The sequence below is a fragment of the Aromatoleum bremense genome, assembly GCF_017894365.1.
GTDB classification, from domain to species: domain Bacteria; phylum Pseudomonadota; class Gammaproteobacteria; order Burkholderiales; family Rhodocyclaceae; genus Aromatoleum; species Aromatoleum bremense.
Genome location: NZ_CP059467.1, coordinates 1,690,098 through 1,711,229, shown reverse-complemented (window position 1 = coordinate 1,711,229; position 21,132 = coordinate 1,690,098). Strand labels below are relative to the sequence as shown.

15 protein-coding genes and 1 pseudogene are annotated in these 21,132 nt (G+C 64.2%); 14 read left to right on the top strand and 2 right to left on the bottom strand.

What is annotated here, in order from left to right:
- The first annotated feature begins 8 nt into the window (after positions 1–8).
- The 3 genes and pseudogenes from pbN1_RS08120 to pbN1_RS08110 all read left to right on the top strand — a co-directional run.
- On the top strand, positions 9–1,235 hold the full coding sequence (locus pbN1_RS08120) for a hypothetical protein (protein ID WP_169203015.1): 1,227 nt from the start codon (positions 9–11) through the stop codon (positions 1,233–1,235).
- Between the two features lie 46 nt (positions 1,236–1,281).
- The gene (locus tag pbN1_RS08115; RefSeq protein WP_169203014.1) at positions 1,282–4,968 is read left to right on the top strand and encodes a protein kinase family protein; all 3,687 of its coding nucleotides are present in this window, start codon (positions 1,282–1,284) and stop codon (positions 4,966–4,968) included.
- 103 nt (positions 4,969–5,071) lie between these two features.
- Positions 5,072–5,245, top strand: a pseudogene (locus pbN1_RS08110) (hypothetical protein); the annotation flags it as partial.
- Positions 5,246–5,288: 43 nt separating this feature from the next.
- On the opposite strand, the gene pbN1_RS08105 reads toward pbN1_RS08110, so the two are convergent.
- Entirely contained in the window at positions 5,289–6,032 is a 744-nt protein-coding gene (locus tag pbN1_RS08105) for a hypothetical protein (RefSeq protein WP_169203013.1), read from the bottom strand.
- 144 nt (positions 6,033–6,176) lie between these two features.
- Here pbN1_RS08105 and pilL2 point away from each other — a divergent pair, with 144 nt between their 5' ends.
- From pilL2 to pbN1_RS08070, 7 genes are all read left to right on the top strand, one after another.
- On the top strand, positions 6,177–6,728 hold the full coding sequence (gene pilL2 / locus pbN1_RS08100; protein WP_169203012.1) for a PFGI-1 class ICE element type IV pilus protein PilL2: 552 nt from the start codon (positions 6,177–6,179) through the stop codon (positions 6,726–6,728).
- A complete protein-coding gene (locus pbN1_RS08095) occupies positions 6,725–7,372 on the top strand; it encodes a hypothetical protein (protein WP_169203011.1) in 648 nt (215 codons plus the stop codon). Before pilL2 ends, pbN1_RS08095 begins: the two co-directional genes overlap by 4 nt.
- A gap of 85 nt (positions 7,373–7,457) precedes the next feature.
- On the top strand, positions 7,458–8,177 hold the full coding sequence (locus tag pbN1_RS08090) for a TIGR03759 family integrating conjugative element protein (RefSeq protein ID WP_169203010.1): 720 nt from the start codon (positions 7,458–7,460) through the stop codon (positions 8,175–8,177).
- On the top strand, positions 8,162–8,782 hold the full coding sequence (locus pbN1_RS08085) for a lysozyme family protein (protein ID WP_169203009.1): 621 nt from the start codon (positions 8,162–8,164) through the stop codon (positions 8,780–8,782). Before pbN1_RS08090 ends, pbN1_RS08085 begins: the two co-directional genes overlap by 16 nt.
- Complete coding sequence (locus pbN1_RS08080; protein ID WP_169203008.1) at positions 8,779–9,312, top strand: integrating conjugative element protein; 534 nt, start codon at positions 8,779–8,781, stop codon at positions 9,310–9,312. The genes pbN1_RS08085 and pbN1_RS08080 overlap by 4 nt, the downstream gene beginning before the upstream one ends.
- A gap of 31 nt (positions 9,313–9,343) precedes the next feature.
- Positions 9,344–11,476 carry a type IV conjugative transfer system coupling protein TraD gene (gene traD, locus pbN1_RS08075; protein WP_169203007.1) on the top strand — a complete coding sequence of 711 codons (2,133 nt, stop codon included), beginning with the start codon at positions 9,344–9,346 and terminating at the stop codon, positions 11,474–11,476.
- Complete coding sequence (locus pbN1_RS08070) at positions 11,473–12,222, top strand: TIGR03747 family integrating conjugative element membrane protein (protein WP_169203006.1); 750 nt, start codon at positions 11,473–11,475, stop codon at positions 12,220–12,222. Before traD ends, pbN1_RS08070 begins: the two co-directional genes overlap by 4 nt.
- 245 nt (positions 12,223–12,467) lie before the next feature.
- On the opposite strand, the gene pbN1_RS08065 is transcribed toward pbN1_RS08070, so the two are convergent.
- On the bottom strand, positions 12,468–14,018 hold the full coding sequence (locus pbN1_RS08065) for a transposase (RefSeq protein WP_169203005.1): 1,551 nt from the start codon (positions 14,016–14,018) through the stop codon (positions 12,468–12,470).
- 635 nt (positions 14,019–14,653) lie between these two features.
- Here pbN1_RS08065 and pbN1_RS08060 point away from each other — a divergent pair.
- From pbN1_RS08060 to pbN1_RS08045, 4 genes are all read left to right on the top strand, one after another.
- Positions 14,654–15,571, top strand: a complete 918-nt coding sequence (locus pbN1_RS08060) for a helix-turn-helix transcriptional regulator (RefSeq protein WP_244857206.1) — start codon at positions 14,654–14,656, stop codon at positions 15,569–15,571.
- A gap of 62 nt (positions 15,572–15,633) precedes the next feature.
- Positions 15,634–19,110 carry a helicase-related protein gene (locus pbN1_RS08055; RefSeq protein ID WP_244857205.1) on the top strand — a complete coding sequence of 1,159 codons (3,477 nt, stop codon included), beginning with the start codon at positions 15,634–15,636 and terminating at the stop codon, positions 19,108–19,110.
- Positions 19,101–20,531 (top strand): AAA family ATPase, encoded by a 1,431-nt coding sequence (locus pbN1_RS08050; RefSeq protein WP_169203003.1) that lies wholly within the window; start codon positions 19,101–19,103, stop codon positions 20,529–20,531. Before pbN1_RS08055 ends, pbN1_RS08050 begins: the two co-directional genes overlap by 10 nt.
- Before the next feature lie 2 nt (positions 20,532–20,533).
- Positions 20,534–21,124, top strand: coding sequence for a retron system putative HNH endonuclease (locus tag pbN1_RS08045; RefSeq protein WP_169203002.1), 591 nt, complete (start codon positions 20,534–20,536; stop codon positions 21,122–21,124).
- Positions 21,125–21,132 lie beyond the last annotated feature (8 nt).

Below are 21,132 nucleotides of genomic sequence, written 5' to 3'. Positions count from 1 at the left end.
AACCGACGATGGACGCCCCAGAGACCGATACCGGGTTCCTCGCTTCACTGTTCCAAGATCCTTCGGACGACGATATACGCACGGTAATTGCCATTATCGCCGCGCGCTTCCCGAACGATGGCGCCGTGGCGGCGGAACTGGCGACGATCCTGGCTGCTTCAGGCGAATGCATAACCGTAGACGGGGCAGTTTCCGCCGACGTCGCATCCACGGGCGGTCCTGCATCGCTAAGTACGCTTCTGACGCCGCTATATCTCCGTGCGGCAGGAGCGATCGTTCCGAAACTCGGCGTACCGGGTCGGCCGGCCGGTGGGATCGATTGCCTTGGTCAGATCCCCGGCTATCGGACTGAACTATCCGTTCGAGAGATACTTCAGATTGTCGACGCTTCCGGATACGCCCACTTCCTCGCCAAGGGCCGGATGGCGCCGCTTGACGGGCGGATGTTCAAATTACGGCAGGCCATGAATGCGCAAACCATTCCGTCTTTGGTGGCCGGCAGTCTTTTGTCGAAGAAGCTTGCCGTCGGCGTCAAGCATGCAGGTCTCGACATCCGGGTCGCTCCTCATGGCAATTTTGGCAACAACAAAACCATCGCAGCAGCAAATGCACGGTTGTTTGTACAGGCTGCACGGACTCTCGGCATAAAGGCGTCACCGGTTCTGACCGATGCCCGGTACCCATACCAGCCCTATCTCGGAAGGCGGGAATCCCTGCTCGCGCTTGACGATGTCTTCCGTGGAACATGCTCCCCCTGGCTGGGAAGCCATGTCGAGACCTGCCGAACGCTCGCCTTGGCCTGCCTTCCCGCCGACCTTCGCGCGAGGGTCGCAGAGGCATCCCCCGCAGCGCTCCGCCGGCACTTCGACGACAACCTCATCGCCCAAGGCGCAGATCCAGACGACTTCGATGCGCTTGTACGCGACACGAGAAAGGCCCACACCGGACATGTCCTGGCGGCACACGATGGATTCTGCTTCTACCACTTGGACCTGCTTCGCGACCGACTTGTCGAATGGCAGGGCATGTTCATATCGGAACAGGAACCTTTTCCGGATCCGGTTGGACTCGTTCTTCTCATCCCTCCGGGACAATGGGTTCCCGGCGGCACTCCGATCGCGACGGTTAGGGCGCCCGAATCATTGATGCCGGACGTTATTCACAGGCTCGACGAGGTAGTCGGCACTCCGAGCCGTCTCCCGCACGGACCCGATTTCGAGGCAATCAATGGCTAAATACTGCTGCTTCTTTTGTCCTTCAAAGGACTATGCGGAAAGGGAATTGGGTGACAAGTGCCCATCCTGCGGGCGCACCTACGGCCTCGTCCTGGACCATCCGCCGACCAAGATAGGCAACTACCGGATCACGAAGCATCTCGGAAGGGGATTCTACGGCGCCGCATACGTCGCGGAAGCCGGATTCGTCGGGAAGAAGTACGTCATCAAGATATCGCCTGTCGCCTTTTATAGTTTTGCGCCGTTCAAGAAGACACCGTTTCTAGACGAGGTCCGATTGCACGCCGAACTGGCGGCCAGCGCGACGCATGCAGTCGACATCATCGACGCGATCCCTGATGAGACCGTCGTCTTTACTGATGACGCCGCGACCAGTATCCCGTGCCACGTCACCGTGCTCGACTACGTCGAAGGCGATCTTCTAAAGGACTTCGTCAACAGCAGGACACCGCCCAGTGCCGCGTCGATCTGTCAGGTCGCAATCGATCTGTTGCAGCTTCGTGCCGAACTGGAGGCTAACAAACTTAACCACAACGACCTGCACTCCGAAAACCTCATCGTCGAGAGACTCCGCCCTGAATCGCGACGACCTGACGCGATTGATCCCATGCTGCAGGTCATGGCAATCGACCTCGGCAGTGTCTCCGACGAGAGCAAGAGTACCGACGACCGACAGGGGGATTTGGGGTTCATCGCAGAGCACGTCAACACCCTTCTCGCCGGGCTGCTCGCAAGGCCAGATCAAATGGAGGACCGGGATTTTCGGGTTGCGCTGGCGCTGCAAGGCATCATCGGCAATCTGCGCGCGGACCCCCAGAACCTTCGCCTTCCAAATCCGGCCGACATGGTCGCTCAGGTTCGAGAATCTTTCTACAGAGCATCACACCACTGGCGACCGTGGATGAATCCGCTCAGCTTGAAGGGATTCGCTGACCACTACAACGCCCAGACACTGGAATCGTGGGATGTCCCCAAGCTGCTGGTTGACCCGGCCAACCGCTGGCTGACCGAGATCACCCGCCCCGGCCCGCAGATCATCACCGGCATGCGGGGATGCGGCAAGACGATGCTGCTCCGCGCGCTGGACATCCACGCCCGCGCAACACAACGGAAGGACGAAACGGCCGAGGCGGTCATCCAGCGCATCCGAAATGATCGCTTTGTCGGACTCTTTGTTTCCGCCCAAAGGTTGCTGGATTTACGGGAGCAGTCGCTCCTCAAGCTTGAATATCGTCTAACTCGGCTCTTCGTCGCCTACGCTCTGCAGGCCGCCCGCGCACTGATGCACCTCCGTGATGTCGACTCAACAGCCATCGCACCCGGAGCACACACGCGTTTGGCTTCGGCCGTCGCTGATTACCTGGAGGGGGTCGATGACTTGCGAGACTCCATTTCCCTTGACGATCTCGAGCAACGATTGCAACGGATTGCCGTTCTCACAGTCAGCGGCGACGAGAAGCATCTTGTCAAGCAAGCCCCCGCCGAGGTGTTCAACCATCTGGCGAGCAGCCTCAGGGAATGCTCGGAGGTGTTTGAGTCTGCCTCGATCTTCTATCTCCTGGATGACGTATCAACTCGATATCTTGAGCTCGACAAGATCGAGGCGCTCCTTTCCGCGCTCCTTTTCCAGAGCCCGATCTGCGCGTTCAAGTTCACATCCGAATGGCAGACGATCGAACTCGGCCTCCGATCACCTGGAAGAAACCACCCGATTCGAATCGATCGCGACCTGACGGTGTTCGACCTTGGTGAGGATGTCTTCAAAACCATCAGTGCTCCCGGCTCCGCAGGCAAGGACTTCATTGCCAGGATTCTTCAATTGCGTGCCGACCTCCACGCACAGCATCCCAGGCAGCGGGATCCGCGGGTGATTCTCGGCGACGTACCCTTGGAACAGGTTGCCAGAGAGATCGCCTCCTCAAGCGAAGGGGCGGGCCAGAAAAAGCGCGTATACAGGGGCCTGTCCTGCCTTACCAGTGTCTGCGTCGGTGACATCGGCGATGTCATCAAACTCTACGAAGAAATCCTTCGCCGAGGCAGTAACGCCAACGCATATCCCATTGAGGATCAAACCCAGTCCGAGTGCTTCCAAGAGATGAGTGCACGCCGGCTCTACGATCTCAACCGGCGCGCCACCCACTCAAGGAATCTCAAGAACCACGCCCTCGCGTTCGCACAAACGGCGCACGACCTGCTGGTGCGGTCATATCGCAATGCGCCGAAGGAAGGAAAATCGAAAGCACGCCTGAGGCAATACTCTTCGATCTACGTCAGGGTCACCGCCGAGGACGAGAACAGCCAGAAGCAGCAGATCGACAGACTTCGTGACCTCATCGATGCCGGCGTCTTCGTTTTCGCTGGCGGAGCGCCGCGCACCAAGACGAAGGACTCCGACCCGATCCTGCAGTTTATTCTGAGCTATCGAAAGATCTATGGCCTGGCCGCATTCATCGGCCTTGCCGACAGGGATCGCTTCGAGTTGTCCGGAGACGACTTGAGCAGGTGGCTAGAATTGGACGATGTGGCCGCCGCCAAGGAGATCCTGTTGCGCAACCAGATCAACGACGAAGTTGACGAAACCGGCGCCCTGGGCAGCGGACAACCCAGCCAGGAATCCGAAGTCGCTATCCAGGAACAGCCTGTTGTAACTCCCCCCGCGCCGGTACAAGCTTCCGTCCGCAGGACGGCGCCAGGGCAAGCCGATCTGTTCGGCGCATTCGAGAGCGACACAAAGTCTCCGGATCAGAAGGCGTGGGCCGACAAGGTGTCGGTCTCGATCCGCCAAATTTCCGAGAACGAGCTTGCCACACTCCCGGTGAGTTCGGCCCTGGTGGGATTGGGGTTTGAAGACCGCACGCTTGCGTCGAACAGATTCCTCTCGGGAGCACTCCATCCGCAGACCGTACACGCGATTAGGTACCCGGTGGAAGGGCGTTCACAGGATATCCTCAATGCGTGGAGCAAATCGGGGACAACGGTGGTAGAGGCCGCTTATGACGAGGCGCTCGCCGCCCTCCCGCGTCTAGACGGCCTTGCGCTCGTGGACATATCCGGTCTCGCGAAGCCCTTGATCTTCAAGGCGGTCCGCAGTGAGCTGATCGCCAAAGGGCGAGTCCTCGTATGTCACGCGTCGGCCGAGCGACACTATCCGCTCCAAGAAGACCTCGAGAAACTATTCGCCGCCGAACGATCGGACGATCCTGTCGCCTTTCTTGACAGCCTGGCGGAGTTGTTGACTGGAGAAGACGGACCGTACAAGGACATCAAGCTGCTTAATGATGTCTCCGATCCGTCCCGAAACCGCGCCCTGCTTGCATTCGCATCGCCGAAGCACGAACGCCTCTTCTCCCTGCTGGATCGCCGCGAGTTCGATCAAATCGAGATCGTCACTCCGGAGGGAGACCCACCGCACGCCAAGGTGGCCGCATACGCTGCGGAGTTCATTTGTCAGAATTATCCAAATGCATCCGTCACCAGATTCGGAAACGATGATCTGCTCGGGCTTGTCGAGTATCTCGACGCGAAGTATCTGGAAATCTACGGTACGGGCGGAGCCAACTTCGAACTTGGCCTGACGGGCACGAAAATGCAGGCGCTTGCTTCCGCCATACTGAGTTCGGTTCGAAAGGTTTCACAGACTTGGTATCTGAGTCCGAAGAGATTCGACGAGAAGCGGTTCTCGAGCGGCGTCGGTTCGATTCGGGTGTACGACATCCGAATCCCGGGGAAGTAATGCTCATGGTGAGAACTCCCACCTCGGGGCATCTTCGGATCGAACCTCTGCCCCGAAAAAAAACGAAGGGCATCGAGTACCGCCAGAACCCACGACAGCCATCGTGATCTACCTGGGCTATGCCAGTTCCTCGCAGATGACCTGCCTGGGGCTGATGGCCAGGAAGATCATGGTGTCGCAATCCACCTCGGGCGACGTGCCTGAATCCGGACTCGATGTCCTGAACCAGGATGGCGACTCGGTGGAGGTGGCACTGGCTCGGCAGTTGGTGCATTGAGCGTTGCTGGACTTGGCGGCCCCTTCGGGGGCCGCTGCTTTCTTCAACAAAGCCCGCGGGCTTCCCGTTCCTTGTCCCGCAGTTCTTGATCCAGCGGCGGGTAGTAGATCACGTCGGGAGGGGTGTCCGAGAACCAGGCCCACTTCAGGATGAAACCAGCGCACAGCAGAGTGACCGCCGTGACGATGGACGCCCAGCCGGCCAGCGCCTCGACGATCGCGCCGATCAAGCCGACGCTACCGGAGATCCACTGCACGAGCAGCCAATCCGCCAGCGCCGCCAGAAGGGCTGCCGCCGTCAGCTCGCCGGCTCGCTCCCGAGCCAGTCTCTCGGCCTGCTTCTTCTGTTCATGTGCCTCATACATGCGGAACAGGAAATTGTCCTTCTCGCGCAGAGCCAGGTTTCGGAAGTCGCGTGCAGGTGCATATCCCAATGGCCTCTGGTAGGCCGGCTCAGCCGAAGCCGTGAGAAAGCCCGGCAGCCAACTGAGGACGATAACGCTGATCTGACGCAGCACGATCAGGACGACGGGGATCACGATGGCTACCGCGAAGCTGAAGGCGACGACGAGGACTGCGACCCATCCCACATCACTCAGTAGCGCCTTGTCGCCAGGCGACCACTGCCACAGCCCTCGACCGGCACGAAGCATCATGGCCATGTCGAGGAACAGGGCGAGGCAAATCAGCCGCAACGCCCAGTGGGCATCCCAGGCTCTCTCCAGCGCTCCAAGACCTTTTTCGACAGCGGCGGTGCTGCCCGCTTTATCTGCATCGTCTTTCGCCAACTTCCTTCTCCTTGTTTGAGTGGTCGAACTGTGTAGCGAGCGCCCTTCCTTGGGGAAATGGGGCGCCTCGCGTTTCGGATTTTCGGCAGCCCGCGCAGCACGGTTCTGCAATGGTGAAGGCATCCCGTCACCGTGGGGTGCCACATGCTGCCGTCTTTGCCTCGTTTCCTCTGCATCTTCGTTGTGCTCTGCGGCCTGCTGTCCGGCTGCACGACGACACCGGCTACCCCTGACCACATAGAAGCGCCGCCACCCGACGAGCCAGCTTCGGAGCAGCGACTGGTGCCCGTGGCCCGCTACGGCCGCTACACCCTGGTCGAGCTGGTGCCGGAACCTGCGCAGCGTGATCTCTTGCAGCAGGCGGTGGAGGTCTCTATTCCGCCCATGCTCGATGCCAGCGTGGGCGATGCCATGCGCCACGTGTTGCTGCGCTCCGGCTATCGGCTCTGCGATGCGGCCGAGGCCGCCACGCTCTACGCGCTGCCGCTGCCCGCCGTACACCTGCGCCTGGGCCCGCTGATGCTGCGCGATGCCTTGCTGACCCTTGCCGGCCCCGCCTGGGAGCTGTCGGTCGATGACTTGACCCGCCAGGTCTGCTTCAGCCGGCACGGTGCACCCACCTTCCTTTCCGCCAACCCGCCCGGCACCGCCACACCCGTGCCGGATGCCGACCGGCCCGAGGAGATGCAGCCATGACCTTTCCCCAGGCGCCATCCGAGCGCGATTCCCGCACGCGCTGGCTCAAGATCTCCGCGGCCTTCTGGCTGCTGCTCATCAGTGCCGTGGCACTCATCAACAGCGTCGGCCTGTCGCGGCTCGCCGAGCAGACCCAGAGCAGCGCACAGGATGCGCAGGTCAGTGCGCTGGGCCAGCGCGTGGCCGATCTCGAACAACAGGCCGATGCGGACAAGCGCCGGCCGGTGCCGATCAGCCAGGCCGAATTCGCCACCGCGCGGCAGGCGCTGGACGAACGGATGACGCGCCTCGAAGAGGCCGATGAGGCGAGGGCCTTGGCCGTCGACCTGCAGACGCTGCAGGCGCGCGTGAACGGAATCGAAACCCGCCTGGAGAAGGCCCGGCAGGTGGCATCCGCCGCTCGCCCGCGCGCTCCGGTTGCGACGAAGCCCAAGGTGCCGGAGCCGCCGTTCCGGGTGCTCGGCGTGGAGCTGCGGGGAGGCGAGCGCTTTCTGTCGATCACCTCCACCGCCGCGGCCTCGCTCGCGGGCGCCCGGCTGCTGCGCGAGGGCGATGCCGAGGGCGGCTGGCAACTGCAGTCCATCGAGGCGCAGGCGGGCGTGTTCCAGGTGAACGGCCAGACGCAGCGCGTCGCGGTGCCGTAGGAGATGCCATGACCCCCACGCTCACTTCGTTCGCTGCCCCCCGAGGGGCTTCAGCCTCCTTGAGGCGGCTCGGCGGAGGCTGACCATGATCCTGCGGTCGTTGCTCGCTGCCGTCGTTCTGTTCGCCGCTTTCGGCGCATCCGCCCAGCCGGCCCCGGTGACGAACTCGCGCATGGTGCCCGCCCAGGTGCAGCCGGGCGCTGATGCCGCGCTCGAAGAGAGGCAGGCGCGGGAGTGGGGGCTTCACCCGGAGGAGTGGGCCCGTTACCGGCAACTGATGCAGGGGCCGCTCGGGGTCTATTCGCCCCAGCTCGATCCGCTCACGGCGCTGGGCATCGAGGCCCGCAGCGAGGAGGAGCGCAGGCGCTACGCGGAGTTGCAGGTGCAGGCCGAGGCCCGGCGCGTCGGCAAGACGCTGGCCTACCAGCGGGCCTACGACGCGGCGTGGCAGCGCCTGTTTCCCGGCCAGCCGCGCGTGAGCCTGCCCGGCGCCAAGGCGCAGGGTGCCGGCAACACCGGCTCCGGGCGCCTGGCGGTCTTCGTCAAGGCCGACTGCGCACCGTGTGCGCAGCGCGTGCAGCAGTTGCAGGCGGCCGGTACGGCCTTCGATCTCTACATGGTCGGCAGCCGTCAGGACGACGCGCGCATCCGGCAGTGGGCCACCCAGGCGGGCATCGACCCGGCCAGGGTGCGCGCCCGCACCATCACGCTCAACCACGATGCGGGACGCTGGCTGTCGCTCGGCCTGCCCGGCGATCTGCCGGCCGTGGTGCGCGAGGTGAACGGCCAATGGCAGCGGCAATAGGTACTCCGGGCCGGGAGCGTCGGCCGTCCCGCGTCGCCATCCGCTTGATCGGTGCCGCGCTGCTGCTCGCGAGCGGGGGCTGGTCGTTGGCGGCGCTGGCGCGTGATGTGCCACCTCCGGCCTATCAACTGGCGGCGCATCGCGCAGACGTACCAGCCAGGGTGCTGTACGCAGTGGCCTTGCAGGAGAGCGGCACGAGGCTGCGCGGGCGCCTGATCCCCTGGCCGTGGACGCTCAACGTCGCCGGCGCGCCACAGCGCTACGCTACCCGCGCCGACGCCTGCGCCGGGCTGCACCGGGCGCTGGCCGACATGCCGGCCAAGCGCATCGATGCCGGCCTGGGTCAGGTCAATCTCGGCTATCACACGCATCGCTACACGCAGCCCTGCGAGCTGCTGGATCCCTACCGCAACCTCGCCATCGCTGCGGAAATACTGCGCGAACAGCACACGCCGGGCGAGGACTGGTTGCTTGCCATCGGCCGCTATCACCGGCCCGCCGGCGGGGCGCCTGCGGCGCGCTACCGGCGCAGTGTGCATCGGCACCTGACTCGCGTGCTCGACCCCGGCGTTCCCGTTCCGACCCTTCAGGCCACCACGCCATGAACCACATCGTCCTCATCGCCGCCATCGGGCTGCTGTCCACGACCGCCGTCTTCGCCCAGACCGCCTCCGCGCCGTTGATCGTCGTCGAAGACCGCGGCGGCGACTCCGCGCTGCCGTACTACCGGTCGCTGAATCCTCAGCCGGATCAGGCCACACCGCCGGCCCCGATGCCGGCCCCTCGCGTGGGCAACGCGGCCGACGCCGAAGCCGCCATGCTGCCGGTTCGCTCGACGCAACTGTCGCCGGGCGACGTGCAGCGCCGCGTCATCCGGGCGCCGGGCCTGACGGCGCTGTTCCTGATCGGCGATGACGAGCGTTCGCGCGCCTGGCTGCGGCAGCGGCAGGCGGCGCTGCGAGAGCTGCAGGCCGTGGGCCTGGTGGTCAACGTGGAGTCGATGGCCGCGCTGACGGCGCTGCGTAGGCTGGCTCCCGGCCTGACCCTCTCGCCGGCCTCCGGCGACGACCTGGCCCAGCGCCTGGGCCTGCGCCACTACCCAGTGCTCATCACGTCCACCAGCGTCGAGCAGTAGGTGCACAAATGGCCAACCGCATGCGGTCGAGGTGCTGCTGCGGCCAGCGGTGGAGCTTTACACCGTGGCGGTTTGCGCCGGCGCCGCGATTCTGTGCCTGGTGGCACCGTGGTCGCTCGCGCTGAACCCGCTGCTCGGTCTGGGCTCGGCGCTGGCTTTCCTGACCTTCGGCGCGATTCGCCTGCGCGATGCCTGGGCGATCCTGCGCTATCGCCGGAACATCCGCCGCCTGCCGCGCTACGTGATGACCAGCCGCGACGTGCCGGTGAGTCAGCTGCGGCTGTTCGTCGGCCGGGGCTTTCGCTGGGAGCAGCGGCACACGCACCGGCTGATGCAGACCTACCGGCCGGAGTTCCGCCGCTACGTCGAGCCGACGGCGATCTACCGGGTCGCCCGGCGGCTGGAGGAGCAGCTTGAGTTCGCGCCATTTCCCGTCTCGACGTTGGCGCGCGCGCTGGCCTGGGACAGCCCGCTCAACCCGGCGCGGCCGCTGCCGCCGGTCGGCGGACTGCCGCGCCTGCATGGCATCGAACCGGCCGAGGTCGACGTCACCCTGCCGCTGGGCGAGCGCGTCGGCCACACCCTGGTGCTGGGCACCACGCGCGTGGGCAAGACGCGGCTGGCCGAGCTGTTCATCACCCAGGACATCCGCCGCAAGGTCCGCGGCGAGCACGAGGTGGTGATCGTCTTCGACCCCAAGGGCGATGCGGACCTGTTGAAGCGCATGTACGTCGAGGCCAAGCGCGCCGGGCGCGAAGGCGAGTTCTACGTGTTCCATCTGGGCTGGCCGGACATCTCGGCGCGCTACAACGCCGTGGGCCGGTTCGGGCGGATCTCCGAGGTGGCCACGCGCATCGCCGGGCAGCTCTCGGGCGAAGGCAACAGCGCCGCCTTCCGCGAATTCGCCTGGCGCTTCGTCAACATCATCGCGCGCGCCCTGGTCGAGCTGGGGCAGCGGCCGGACTACCTGCTGATCCAGCGCCACGTCATCAACATCGACGCGCTGTTCATCGAGTACGCCCAGCACTACTTCGCCAAGAACGAGCCGAAGGCCTGGGAGATCATCGTCCAGCTCGAAGCGAAGCTGAACGACAAGAACATCCCGCGCAACATGATCGGGCGCGAGAAGCGCGTGATAGCCCTCGAACAGTACCTGTCCCAGGTGCGCGTCTATGACCCGGTGCTCGACGGCCTGCGCAGCGCCGTGCGCTACGACCGGACGTACTTCGACAAGATCGTCGCTTCGCTGCTGCCGCTGCTGGAGAAGCTCACCACCGGCAAGATCGCGCAACTGCTCGCGCCGAACTATTCCGACCTGTCCGACCCGCAGCCGATCTTCGACTGGATGCAGGTCATCCGCAAACGCGCGGTAGTCTACGTGGGGCTGGATGCACTGTCCGACGCCGAAGTCGCGGCGGCGGTGGGCAACTCGATGTTCAGCGATCTGGTCTCGGTCGCCGGCCACATCTACAAGTTCGGCATCGACGACGGGCTGCCCGGCGCCGCGGCGGGCACAAAGATTCCGATCAACGTCCACGCCGACGAATTCAATGAACTCATGGGCGACGAGTTCATCCCGATGGTCAACAAGGGCGGCGGTGCCGGCGTGCAGGTGACGGCCTACACGCAGACCTTGAGCGACATCGAGGCCCGCATCGGCAACCGAGCCAAGGCCGGCCAGGTGGTCGGCAACTTCAACAACCTCTTTATGCTGCGCGTGCGCGAGACCGCCACCGCCGAACTGCTGACGCGACAACTGCCCAAGGTCGAGGTGTACGCCACGGCACTGATGAGCGGCGCCACCGACAGCTCCGATCCGCACGGCAATACCGCGTTCACGTCCAACACCCAGGACCGCATCAGCACGACCAGCGTGCCGTTGATCGAGCCGGCGCATGTCGTGGCGCTGCCCAAGGGGCAATGCTTCGCGCTGATCGAGGGCGGCAACCTCTGGAAAGTCCGCATGCCGCTGCCGGCACCCGACTCCGACGAAGCCATGCCGAAGGATCTGCAGGAGCTGGCCGGCTACATGCGACAGCACTACGTCGAGGCAGGAGACTGGTGGGAGAACCAAGGCATCCCCGGCCTGCAGGACAAGGCGCTGCCCGACGACCTGCTGGACGACTTCAAGCAGATGGCCGCAGTTGAAGAGGCCGAAGCATGAGCGATATGGCCGTCGCGGCCCAGCGCCAGCAGCAACGACAGCAGGGCCTGATCGCCGGCCTGGTCACACTGCCGTTCCGCTTCTTCGGCGTGCTGTGCGGCGCGCTGCTGCTGTGCATCCTGATCGAATGCGTCGGCATGCACTTCTTCTGGCCCGATCAGGGCTGGCGCCACGCGCAGGGCATGCTGCACTACGAGCTGGATCAGCTCTCCACGCATTTCACGCGCAGCGCGCTGGTGCAGGAGCCGGGGCGCACCGCGCACCGGCTGGTCGAGCAGGGCTACGACTGGCTGTTCGTGAAAAGCGGTCTGCTGGACTGGATACGCGACGCCTCGGCGCAGGCCAGCGCCGGCAGTCGCCGCCCGACCAAGGATTTCCGCTACTACCTGGGTCTGGTCTACGTGAACGTGGAGAGCTACCTGATCGCGGCGGCCTACACGACGCTGGTCTTCCTCGTGCGGCTGCTGGTGCTGTGCCTGACCCTGCCGCTGTTCCTGATGGCCGCCTTCGTCGGCCTGGTGGACGGCCTGGTGCGCCGGGACATCCGCCGCTTCGGCGCGGGACGCGAATCGGGGTTCATCTATCACCGCGCCAGGGCCAGCCTGATCCCGCTGGCCGTTCTGCCGTGGGTGACTTACCTGGCACTGCCGGTCAGCGTGAACCCGCTGCTGATCCTGCTGCCCAGCGCCGCACTGCTCGGCGTGGCGGTGTGCATCGCGGCGGCGACGTTCAAGAAGTACCTCTGACCTGGGCGCCTGGCTGCGATTGAGTCCGGTTGGCCTGGTAGCCATTCATGTCACCGTCGCCGTGTATGACAAAGGCCGACGAGTTGCGGCTGCGGGCGCACATGGACGAGTTCCGCCTACCCATGCTCGAGGCCGGTCAAAAATGGCTGCCTCTGGATGTTACGAATGTCTTCCCCGGGAGATTATCGCGACGCCTACTTCGAGTGCCCTGAGTGGTTCACTGGCTATCAACCTAAGAACCTCAGTTACCCCACCCGGTTTGCATGATGAATCAGCAAACGAAGGGGTGCCGGTGGTCCGATGGCCGCGATGGTGCGCTTGAGATGGTCGCAACAGCGCAGCCAGACCGATGGGGCGTTGGACTGCTCCGCAGCTTCGCTCATCCAGGTTTGAAGCTGGCTGGACACGCGCATGAGCACTTGGCGGGCCTTGTCGAAATAGGCGTGCTGCCCGGTCAGCGTGATCGTGGTCTGGCCCGCATGCTCGGTGCGTCGGCCGACCGAGGACATCAACCAGGGTCGGCTGGTCATGGCTTCGAGCCGGGCTTCGGGGTTGGCCAGGCGCACAAACAGGCTCCACCAGTTGTAGATCACGGCCACCGCGCGCGCCGACAGTTGGCAGCGATGCAGATCGTGCGTGGTGAAGCCGCCCCAGCCCCACTGGTTCTTGAGTTCGTCGAAGGCGTTCTCCGCGTCGGCCCGGTCACGGTAGAGCTGGCCGAGCGAGAGGATTTCGTGGTCCAGGTTGGTGACCAGCACAGCGTACTCGTAGCCGGTGATGCGCTTTCCGCCCTTGCGGTCGGCCTCAATGAAGCCCAGCAGTTGCTGACCGTTGTCCTCCTGGGCGACGAGCATTTCGCCCCGCAGGGGGCGGCGCAGCACGACCACGCGACGCGTGTCTTCCCATCCGGTGAGTGCCAGCGTGCTGTCGATCCCTTCCCAGCCCTGACCGGCATCACACCAGCCCGAGACCCGGAACAGGCGCTCAATGTGGCGCTTGACGTTCTTCGACAGGCGCAGCTTGAACAGGTAGGGCTGTGCGCGCGCTTCGAGCTCGCGCATGATGCCGTCCGACCCGAACCCGCAGTCGCCGCGTACCATCTTCGGTTTGTGATGGGCGGGCAGCTCATCGAGGATCGTGAGCAAGCCGGGCAAGGTGTGACTGCCCGAGTGCTCGTTGCCCGCCTTGACCTCAACCCCCATCACCAGGCGCAGCCCGGCCATCAGGTAGGTGTGGTAACTGTGCGAAGGCCGCCCCGGCTTCTTCGGGTTGTACGACACGACCGCCCCCTCCTGCTTGCCGTACAGCGGCTTGATAGTTGTGTCGATGTCCAGAATCCAGGGCACATCGAGCAAGGGCGCGGTGCTCTCGCGCAGGTGGCCGTCGAGCCAGCTCACCCCATTGTCTTCGGGAATCGCCACCAGCGCCCGGCGCAGCGCGTCCTCGCTGATCACCTTGTTCATCCCCAGCAGCCCCGGATTGACCCCATCGCAGCGGATCGTCGTGACGTGCGAGTAGCGCCGGTGCCCCGACAGAATCGACAGCAGCCAGGTACCGAGCACATCGGCCTTGGTCGGTGCGTTCGGGCTCGAGTACGACAGCGGGCAGCGATCCTGCCAACACGACCACAACCCGGTCAGTGTCAGAAATTCAATGAAGTAGGCCAGTTGCCCCATCGGCGTGGCCGCACTGTCGGTCTCCCAACGAACCCGCACGCGACCGCCCGCCGTCTGCACCCCGGCACACGACAAAAGCATTTCCTCACGCTGCAAATGCTTCAATTTCGACTCACCCATCGGGTGACTCCCTCGATCAACAGCAAACCCATAGCCTGCCAGCGGTTCGAGCAAGCTGCACATCACCAACTGAGATTTTTAGGATCAATCAGGAAAAGTCACTTGGTCTGTCCATGGCCTCGTCGAACGCTTCAAGAAAACCATTGCCGCCGAGGCCACGCCGAACACAGTGGTGGCCCTGATGGGTGTTGGAGGTCTCTTCCGACTGGCACGGGTCTCGTCGGTCGTGGAGGGCATCAAGGACGCGGTGGGCGGGCGCCTGGCCGCTCTCTTCCCCGGCGAGTAGCACGCGGATAATCGCTCCTACCCAACCTCATGAGGAAACGGCAGACCACCCTCATCAAGCGCTTCCGCAAAAGCGATTCGGTCTTCAGGGGGACGCCAATGCGGACTAGCCCTCTGACCGTCTGATTTGAGATGACGTAGCCCCGGCCCTTCATGGAAGACCTTCCCGGTTGCTTGAATGGCGGCAGTGAGCGCCCCCCTGCCAACGAATTGCGCCGGCCACCACATGCTGGCTTCAGCTAGGGATGTGCGTATCATCCTGATACGAGCGCCTGAATCGATGCGATGCGATGGACAGATTCTAGTGCGTCGAATAAGCTCCGGGCAACACTTCGTCATACACCGCAAACTTGCACTCACAGCCTGCCCTGCTGCCGCCCAACCCCCTTGCTGACCTGACCCGGCCGCAACGTGATCGCCTAGCCTTTGTGGAGCTGCGGGCGCGCTTCATCGGTGAGATCGGACGGCAGGATCTGGTGGCACGCTTCGGCATCCAGACCGCCGCAGCCTCGCGGGATCTGGCCCTGTACCGGGCGATTGCGCCCGGCAACATCGAGTACGACACCAAGGCCAGAACCTACATCGGGGCCGCACCGTACAAGCCGGTTTTCGACTTTGCGCCGGAGCGGGTTCTGAGCTGGCTGGCTCAGGGCTACGCCGACGGGGAGCCCATCCGCTTGAAGGGGCCGCTGCCGCACGAGGGTAGCCGCTTGCCCTATCGGCTCGACCTGGAGCTGCTCGCCGTCCTCAGCCGCGCCATCCACCAGGGCAAGCCGGTCGAGGTCAGCTACCGCTCGCTATCGAGTGGCCTCACCACCCGAGAGATCATCCCCTTCGCCTTGGCCGACAGCGGCTTGCGCTGGCACGTCCGCGCCTTCGACCGGCGCAGCGGGGCGTTTCGGGACTTTGCGCTCGGCCGCTTCGAGGCTGCGCGCCTCACCCGCGGCGCGGTGGCCGAGCACGAGCGGGCCGATCGCGACATCCAGTGGAACCGCATCGCCGAGCTCGAGCTCGTGCCGCACCCGGACAACGTTCAGCACCGCGACAGCATCGAGGCCGAGTACGGCATGGAGAACGGTGTGCTCAAGATCCAGCTCCGCGCCGCGATGGCGGGCTATCTGCTGCGGCGCTGGAACGTGGACTGCACCGAAGACCACAGCCTCACAGTGGCGGAATACCAGCTCTGGCTGCGCAATCGTCTGGCGCTCTATGGCGTCACCAACCTCGTGCTTGCGCCCGGCTACGGTGCCGAGGCCACTGAGGACTGAACGTGCTCAAACTCGAAGACATCAAGAAGAACGCCGCCGTCGCCGGCCTGGAGCCCGGGCAGGTGGTCCGCATCGTCACCACCGAGCCGGTCGGTGACAACGCTCTCACGGTCTACTACAAGAGGCCGGACGGCGAGGTTCGCGAGCGCATGCTGTTCCGCTCCGACGAGCCCAATCTGTCGCTGGCCGAAGCCGGCCGGCCCTGGGCGTTCGACGCCCCCGGCGAAGACTTCAAGCTTGCCGCCGAGGCCTGGCGGATCGATCTCGCGCATCTGTTCGACCCGATGATGGCGGTGCACACCTCCAACGTCGAACCGCTGCCGCACCAGATCACGGCGGTCTATGAATCCATGCTGCCACGTCAGCCCCTGCGTTACGTGCTGGCCGACGACCCCGGCGCGGGCAAGACGATCATGGCGGGCCTCTTCATCCGCGAGCTGCTGATGCGCGCCGACGCCAAGCGCGTGCTGATCGTTGCGCCCGGCAGCCTGGTCGAGCAGTGGCAGGACGAAATGTTCGAGAAGTTCGGCTTGTCGTTCTCGCTGTTCTCGCGCGAGCAGGTCGAGCAGTCGCGCAGCGGCAACCCCTTCGACGACTTCGATCTGCTGGTCGCCCGCGTCGACCAGCTGGCCCGCGCCGAAGACCTGCAGGAAAAGCTGCGCCTGTCGCACTGGGACCTGGTGGTGGTCGATGAAGCACACAAGCTCTCGGCCAACTACTTCGGCAACAAGATCAACAAGACCAAGCGCTTCCAGCTTGGTGAACTGCTGGGCTCGATCACCCGTCACTTCCTGCTCATGACGGCCACGCCGCACAACGGCAAGGAGGAGGACTTCCAGCTCTTCCTGTCGCTGCTCGACGCCGACCGTTTCTATGGCAAGTTCAGGGACGGGGCGCACAAGGTCGACGTCACCGACCTGATGCGACGGATGGTCAAGGAAGACCTGCTCAAGTTCGACGGTACGCCGCTCTTCCCCGAGCGCCGCGCCTACACGGTCAACTACACCCTCTCAAATCTCGAAGCCTCCCTTTACGGCTCGGTCACCGACTACGTGAAGGAGCAGTTCAACCTCGCTGACAAGCTGGCTGACGGCGGGCGCAAGGGCACGGTGGGGTTTGCGCTCACCTCGCTGCAGCGCCGGCTGGCCTCGAGCCCCGAGGCCATCTACCAGTCGCTCAAGCGCCGGCGCAACAAGCTCAAGCGCCGCGTCGAAGAAGAAAAGCTCCGCCAGCGGGGTCAGTCGCTTGCCGAGACGCTTAACGGCGCCAACGGCCTGCCCGAGGATGTGTGGGAATCGGCCGACGCCCTCTCGCCCGAGGACTACGAGCACTTCGAGGAAGCGGTCGTCGATCAGGCCACCGCAGCCCAGACCATCCAGGAGCTGGAAGCCGAGATCATCATCCTCGAAGGCCTGGAGGAGCAGGCGCGCCAGGTGGTGCATTCCGGCCAGGACCGCAAGTGGGACGAGCTCTCCCGCCTGCTGCAGGACACACCGGAGATGCACGACGTCGCCGGGCATCAGCGCAAGCTCATCCTCTTCACCGAGCACCGCGACACGCTCAACTACCTTGCGGTGAAGGTCCGGGGGCTCATCGGCAGCGAGGAGGCCGTGGTGATGATCCACGGTGGCGTCAAGCGCGAGGAACGCCGCAAGGTGCAGGAGCTCTTTCGCAACGACCCCACGGCGCGCGTGCTGCTGGCCACCGATGCCGCCGGCGAAGGCGTGAACCTGCAGAACGCCAACCTGATGGTCAATTACGACCTGCCCTGGAACCCCAACCGCCTCGAGCAGCGCTTCGGCCGCATCCACCGTATCGGCCAGACCGAGGTTTGCCACCTATGGAATCTGGTCGCCGCCGAGACCCGCGAGGGCGATGTCTTCCAGCGCCTGTTCGAGAAGCTGGAGGTGGAGCGCGAGGCCCTGGGTGGCCGGGTGTTCGACATCCTGGGCGAGGTGTTCGAGGATGCCAGCCTCAAGGATCTGCTGATCGAGGCCATCCGCTACGGTGCCGACCCGGCGGTGCGTGCGCGCCTGCTCACCAAGATCGAAGGCGCGCTGGACACCCAGCACCTCGAAACCATCATCAAGCGCAACGCGTTGTGCGAAGAGGTGATGGACGAGAAGCGCCTTTTCGCGGTGAAGGAAGAAATGGAGAAGGCCGAGGCCCGCAAGCTGCAGCCCTTCTTCATCCGCGCCTTCTTCACCCAGGCCTTCCAGCAACTGGGCGGAGAACTGCGCCCCCGCGAGCCAGGCCGCTTCGAGATTACCAACGTCCCCGCACTCATCCGCGAGCGCGACCGCCGAGTCACTGGCCGTGATCGTCGCAATGCCGACCCGGTGCTTCGCCGCTACGAACGCGTCTGCTTCGAGAAGCAGTACGTGCGCCTCACCGACCGCGTCGGTGCGCCGATGGCCAGCCTCATTCACCCCGGCCACCCGCTGATGCAGTCGGTGACTGACCTCGTGCTCGAAGCGCATCGCAACAAGCTCAAGCAGGGCGCGGTGCTGGTCGACCCGAGCGATCTGGGCGTCACGCCCAAGGTGCTCTTCATCGTGGATCACGCGGTCAAGGAAGGCGCCGATCCGAACCGCATCGCCTCGCGGCGCATGCAGTTCGTCGAGCTCGACCCACAGGGCCAGGCGATCAACGCCGGCTGGGCGCCGTACCTCGACCTGGAGCCCATCGCGCCCGCCGACCTGGCGCTGATCCCGGACGTGCTCGCCGCGCCCTGGATCGCGCAGGACCTCGAACGCCTCGCCCTGGCCCACGCCTCTCAGCAACTGGTGCCGGCTCACTTCGATGAGGTGCGCCAGCGCCGCGAGAAAGCGGCCGACAAGACCCTGGCCGCCGTCCACGAGCGGCTGGTGAAGGAGATCAACTTCTGGTCCGACCGCTACATCAAGCTGCAGGACGACCTGGCCGCCGGCAAGGATGTGCGCCTGACGCTGGAGAACGTGCGCCGCACCATCGACGACCTCACCGCCCGGCGCGCATCGCGCGAGAAAGAGCTACTGGCGATGCGCCACGTCGTCTCGGCGACGCCGGTCGTACTCGGCGGCGCCCTGGTGATTCCTGCCGGCTTGCTGATGCAGCGCAAGGGCGTGTCGCAGGAAATCGGCGGCTGGTCGGCTGACGCCGAAGCCCGCGCCCGTATCGAGCGCATCGCCATGCAGGCGGTGATGGACGCCGAGCGCGCGCTGGGCCACGAGGTGATCGACGTCTCCGCGCAAAAATGCGGCTGGGACGTGACCAGCATCCCGAAGGCCATCGACGGCCGCATCCCGCCCTCGCGCCACATCGAGGTCAAAGGGCGCGTCAAGGGGGCCACCACCATCACCGTCACCCGCAACGAGATCCTCTACGGGCTCAATCAGGCCGATAAGTTCATCCTGGCGGTCGTGCTGGCCGAAGGTGACGACGTGGAAGGCCCGTTCTACATTCGCCGGCCCTTCACCCAGGAGCCTGATTGGGCTGTCACCAGTATCAATCTGGACCTCAACGAACTGCTTGGCAGGAGTACGGCCCCATGCGCTTGAGCAAGCTCAGGCTGAGCAACTTTCGAAGCTTTGAACGCCTTGAATTGGATCTGCACCCGCGCCTTACGGTGCTCGTTGGCGAGAACGGCGCAGGCAAGACCGCTGTCCTTGACGCGATCGCGGGAGCCCTGTCACCCGTGCTGACTTACCTGTCTTCAGCCAATCAACGGCTGACTGGGCGTGGCATTCAGGACGCAGACTTCCGCGTCGTACAGTGGCCGCAGTTTGGTGGCAAAGCACGCTGGGGCATGGCGGACGTTACCCAACTGCAAGTGGAAACCGTTGATGGGTTGGCTTGGGATGTTTGGCGCGCCTCGACAAAAGGCAAGAAACCCGAACATTCAATTGGTCAGACCGAACTCAAGCAACGTCTGCAAGGCATTTCCGACAGCTATGCCTCCGACCGCCCCCGTTTGACACCCGTCATGGCCTACTACGGAGCCAGGCGCGGGTATATCGAGGTTCCGCAGCGCCTGCGGGCAGCCAAGGTGAACTATGGCTATCCCGCAGCTGCACTGTTTGGCGCCCTGGATTCCATGAGCGACTTCCGTGAAATGCTGGCCTGGTTCGATCAGGAAGAGGCTGCCGAGCTCAGAGCCAACAAGGGCGTCGCCGGCGAAGATTTCACTGAGTCGCCGAATCTCATCGCGGTTCGTACTGCCATCGGAGAAATGCTGGGGGGGGCGTACTCGAACCCGCATTTCAACCGAGACCACAAGTTTGTCCTGGAACGCAAAGCCGACGGGGCACACCTCCTGGTAAACCAGCTCAGCCAGGGTTATCAGAGCATGCTCGCCCTTGCGATGGATTTTGCGCGACGGCTTTCAATTGCGAATCCGCAGCTTCAGTACGGCAGTGTCGATTTCCAGGCGCAGTTTCTTGATCTGCTAGAGGAGGCAGATCAGCTCCATGTGCTCTCTGCATGTCTGGAGCCAGTCAATCCGTTCCAGCAGGCGCTCGCTATGGGCGCACCTGCGATCATGCTGGTCGATGAGATCGACCTCCATTTGCACCCAACCTGGCAACAGCGGGTTCTTGGCGACCTGATGCGCACGTTCCCGCTCACCCAGTTCATCGTCACCACCCACAGCCCGCAGGTGTTGACCACGGTCAGCCGCGACAACATCCGGATTCTCCAGTACACGGAAACGGGCTTTGAAGCCAGCAAGCCCGATTTCAGCCCACTGGCGCACGAATCTGGCGATGCCCTGGCCAAAGTCATGGGCACCCAACGCGAGCCTGAGTTGCCCCTGCAAGACGACATCCGCCGCTACGAGCAACTGGTGCGGACCGGGCAGGAACCCAGCCCGGACGCGCAAAAACTACGCGACTCGCTGGAAAACGCGGGCTACCAGTTCCACGACAGCGACTTGGCAACCTGGCGTTTTCTCGCGGCGCGCAAATTGGGCAAGGCGGGCTGAAAATGGTTGAACTGCAACACCGCAGCACGCCAACCCCGGCGCTGACCGATTTTGTCGGAGCCCATCCCGCGCTGGCCGCTGCCGACTTCGACAGCCGAGCCTTCCAGCCGGTCAAGTTGGCCGTCAAAGCCGATCTCAACGCGGATCAGGGGGGCCTGTGTGCCTATTGTGAAAAGCCTCTGCAGCCGGCCGAAGGGCAGATCGACCACATCAAGCCCAAGGCGGGCGCAAATGCCAGACCGGAGTTGTGCTTTGCCTACCGCAACTACGCGCACAGCTGCATCAACCCGAAAACCTGCGGGCAGAAGAAGCAAGACGGCCTGCTGCCCATCGAACCCGGCCCCGGCTGCAATGCCGAATGGTCGCTGTCCACCGACGGCACCATCGAGCCGCTGCCCGAACTCACTCGGCGACGCCGGCATGCCGTCATCCAGACGCGCGACATGCTGGGCCTGAACAAGGATTCCGATCTTGTAGATGAACGCAGGCGCTGGCTCGCCAGTGCCATTGGAGTCCTTCAGCAGGCTCCCGCAGACTTCCCCGACTTTCTCCAAAGCGCGCCGTATCGGCACATCCTGGCGACCGCTTTCTGACACCCCGA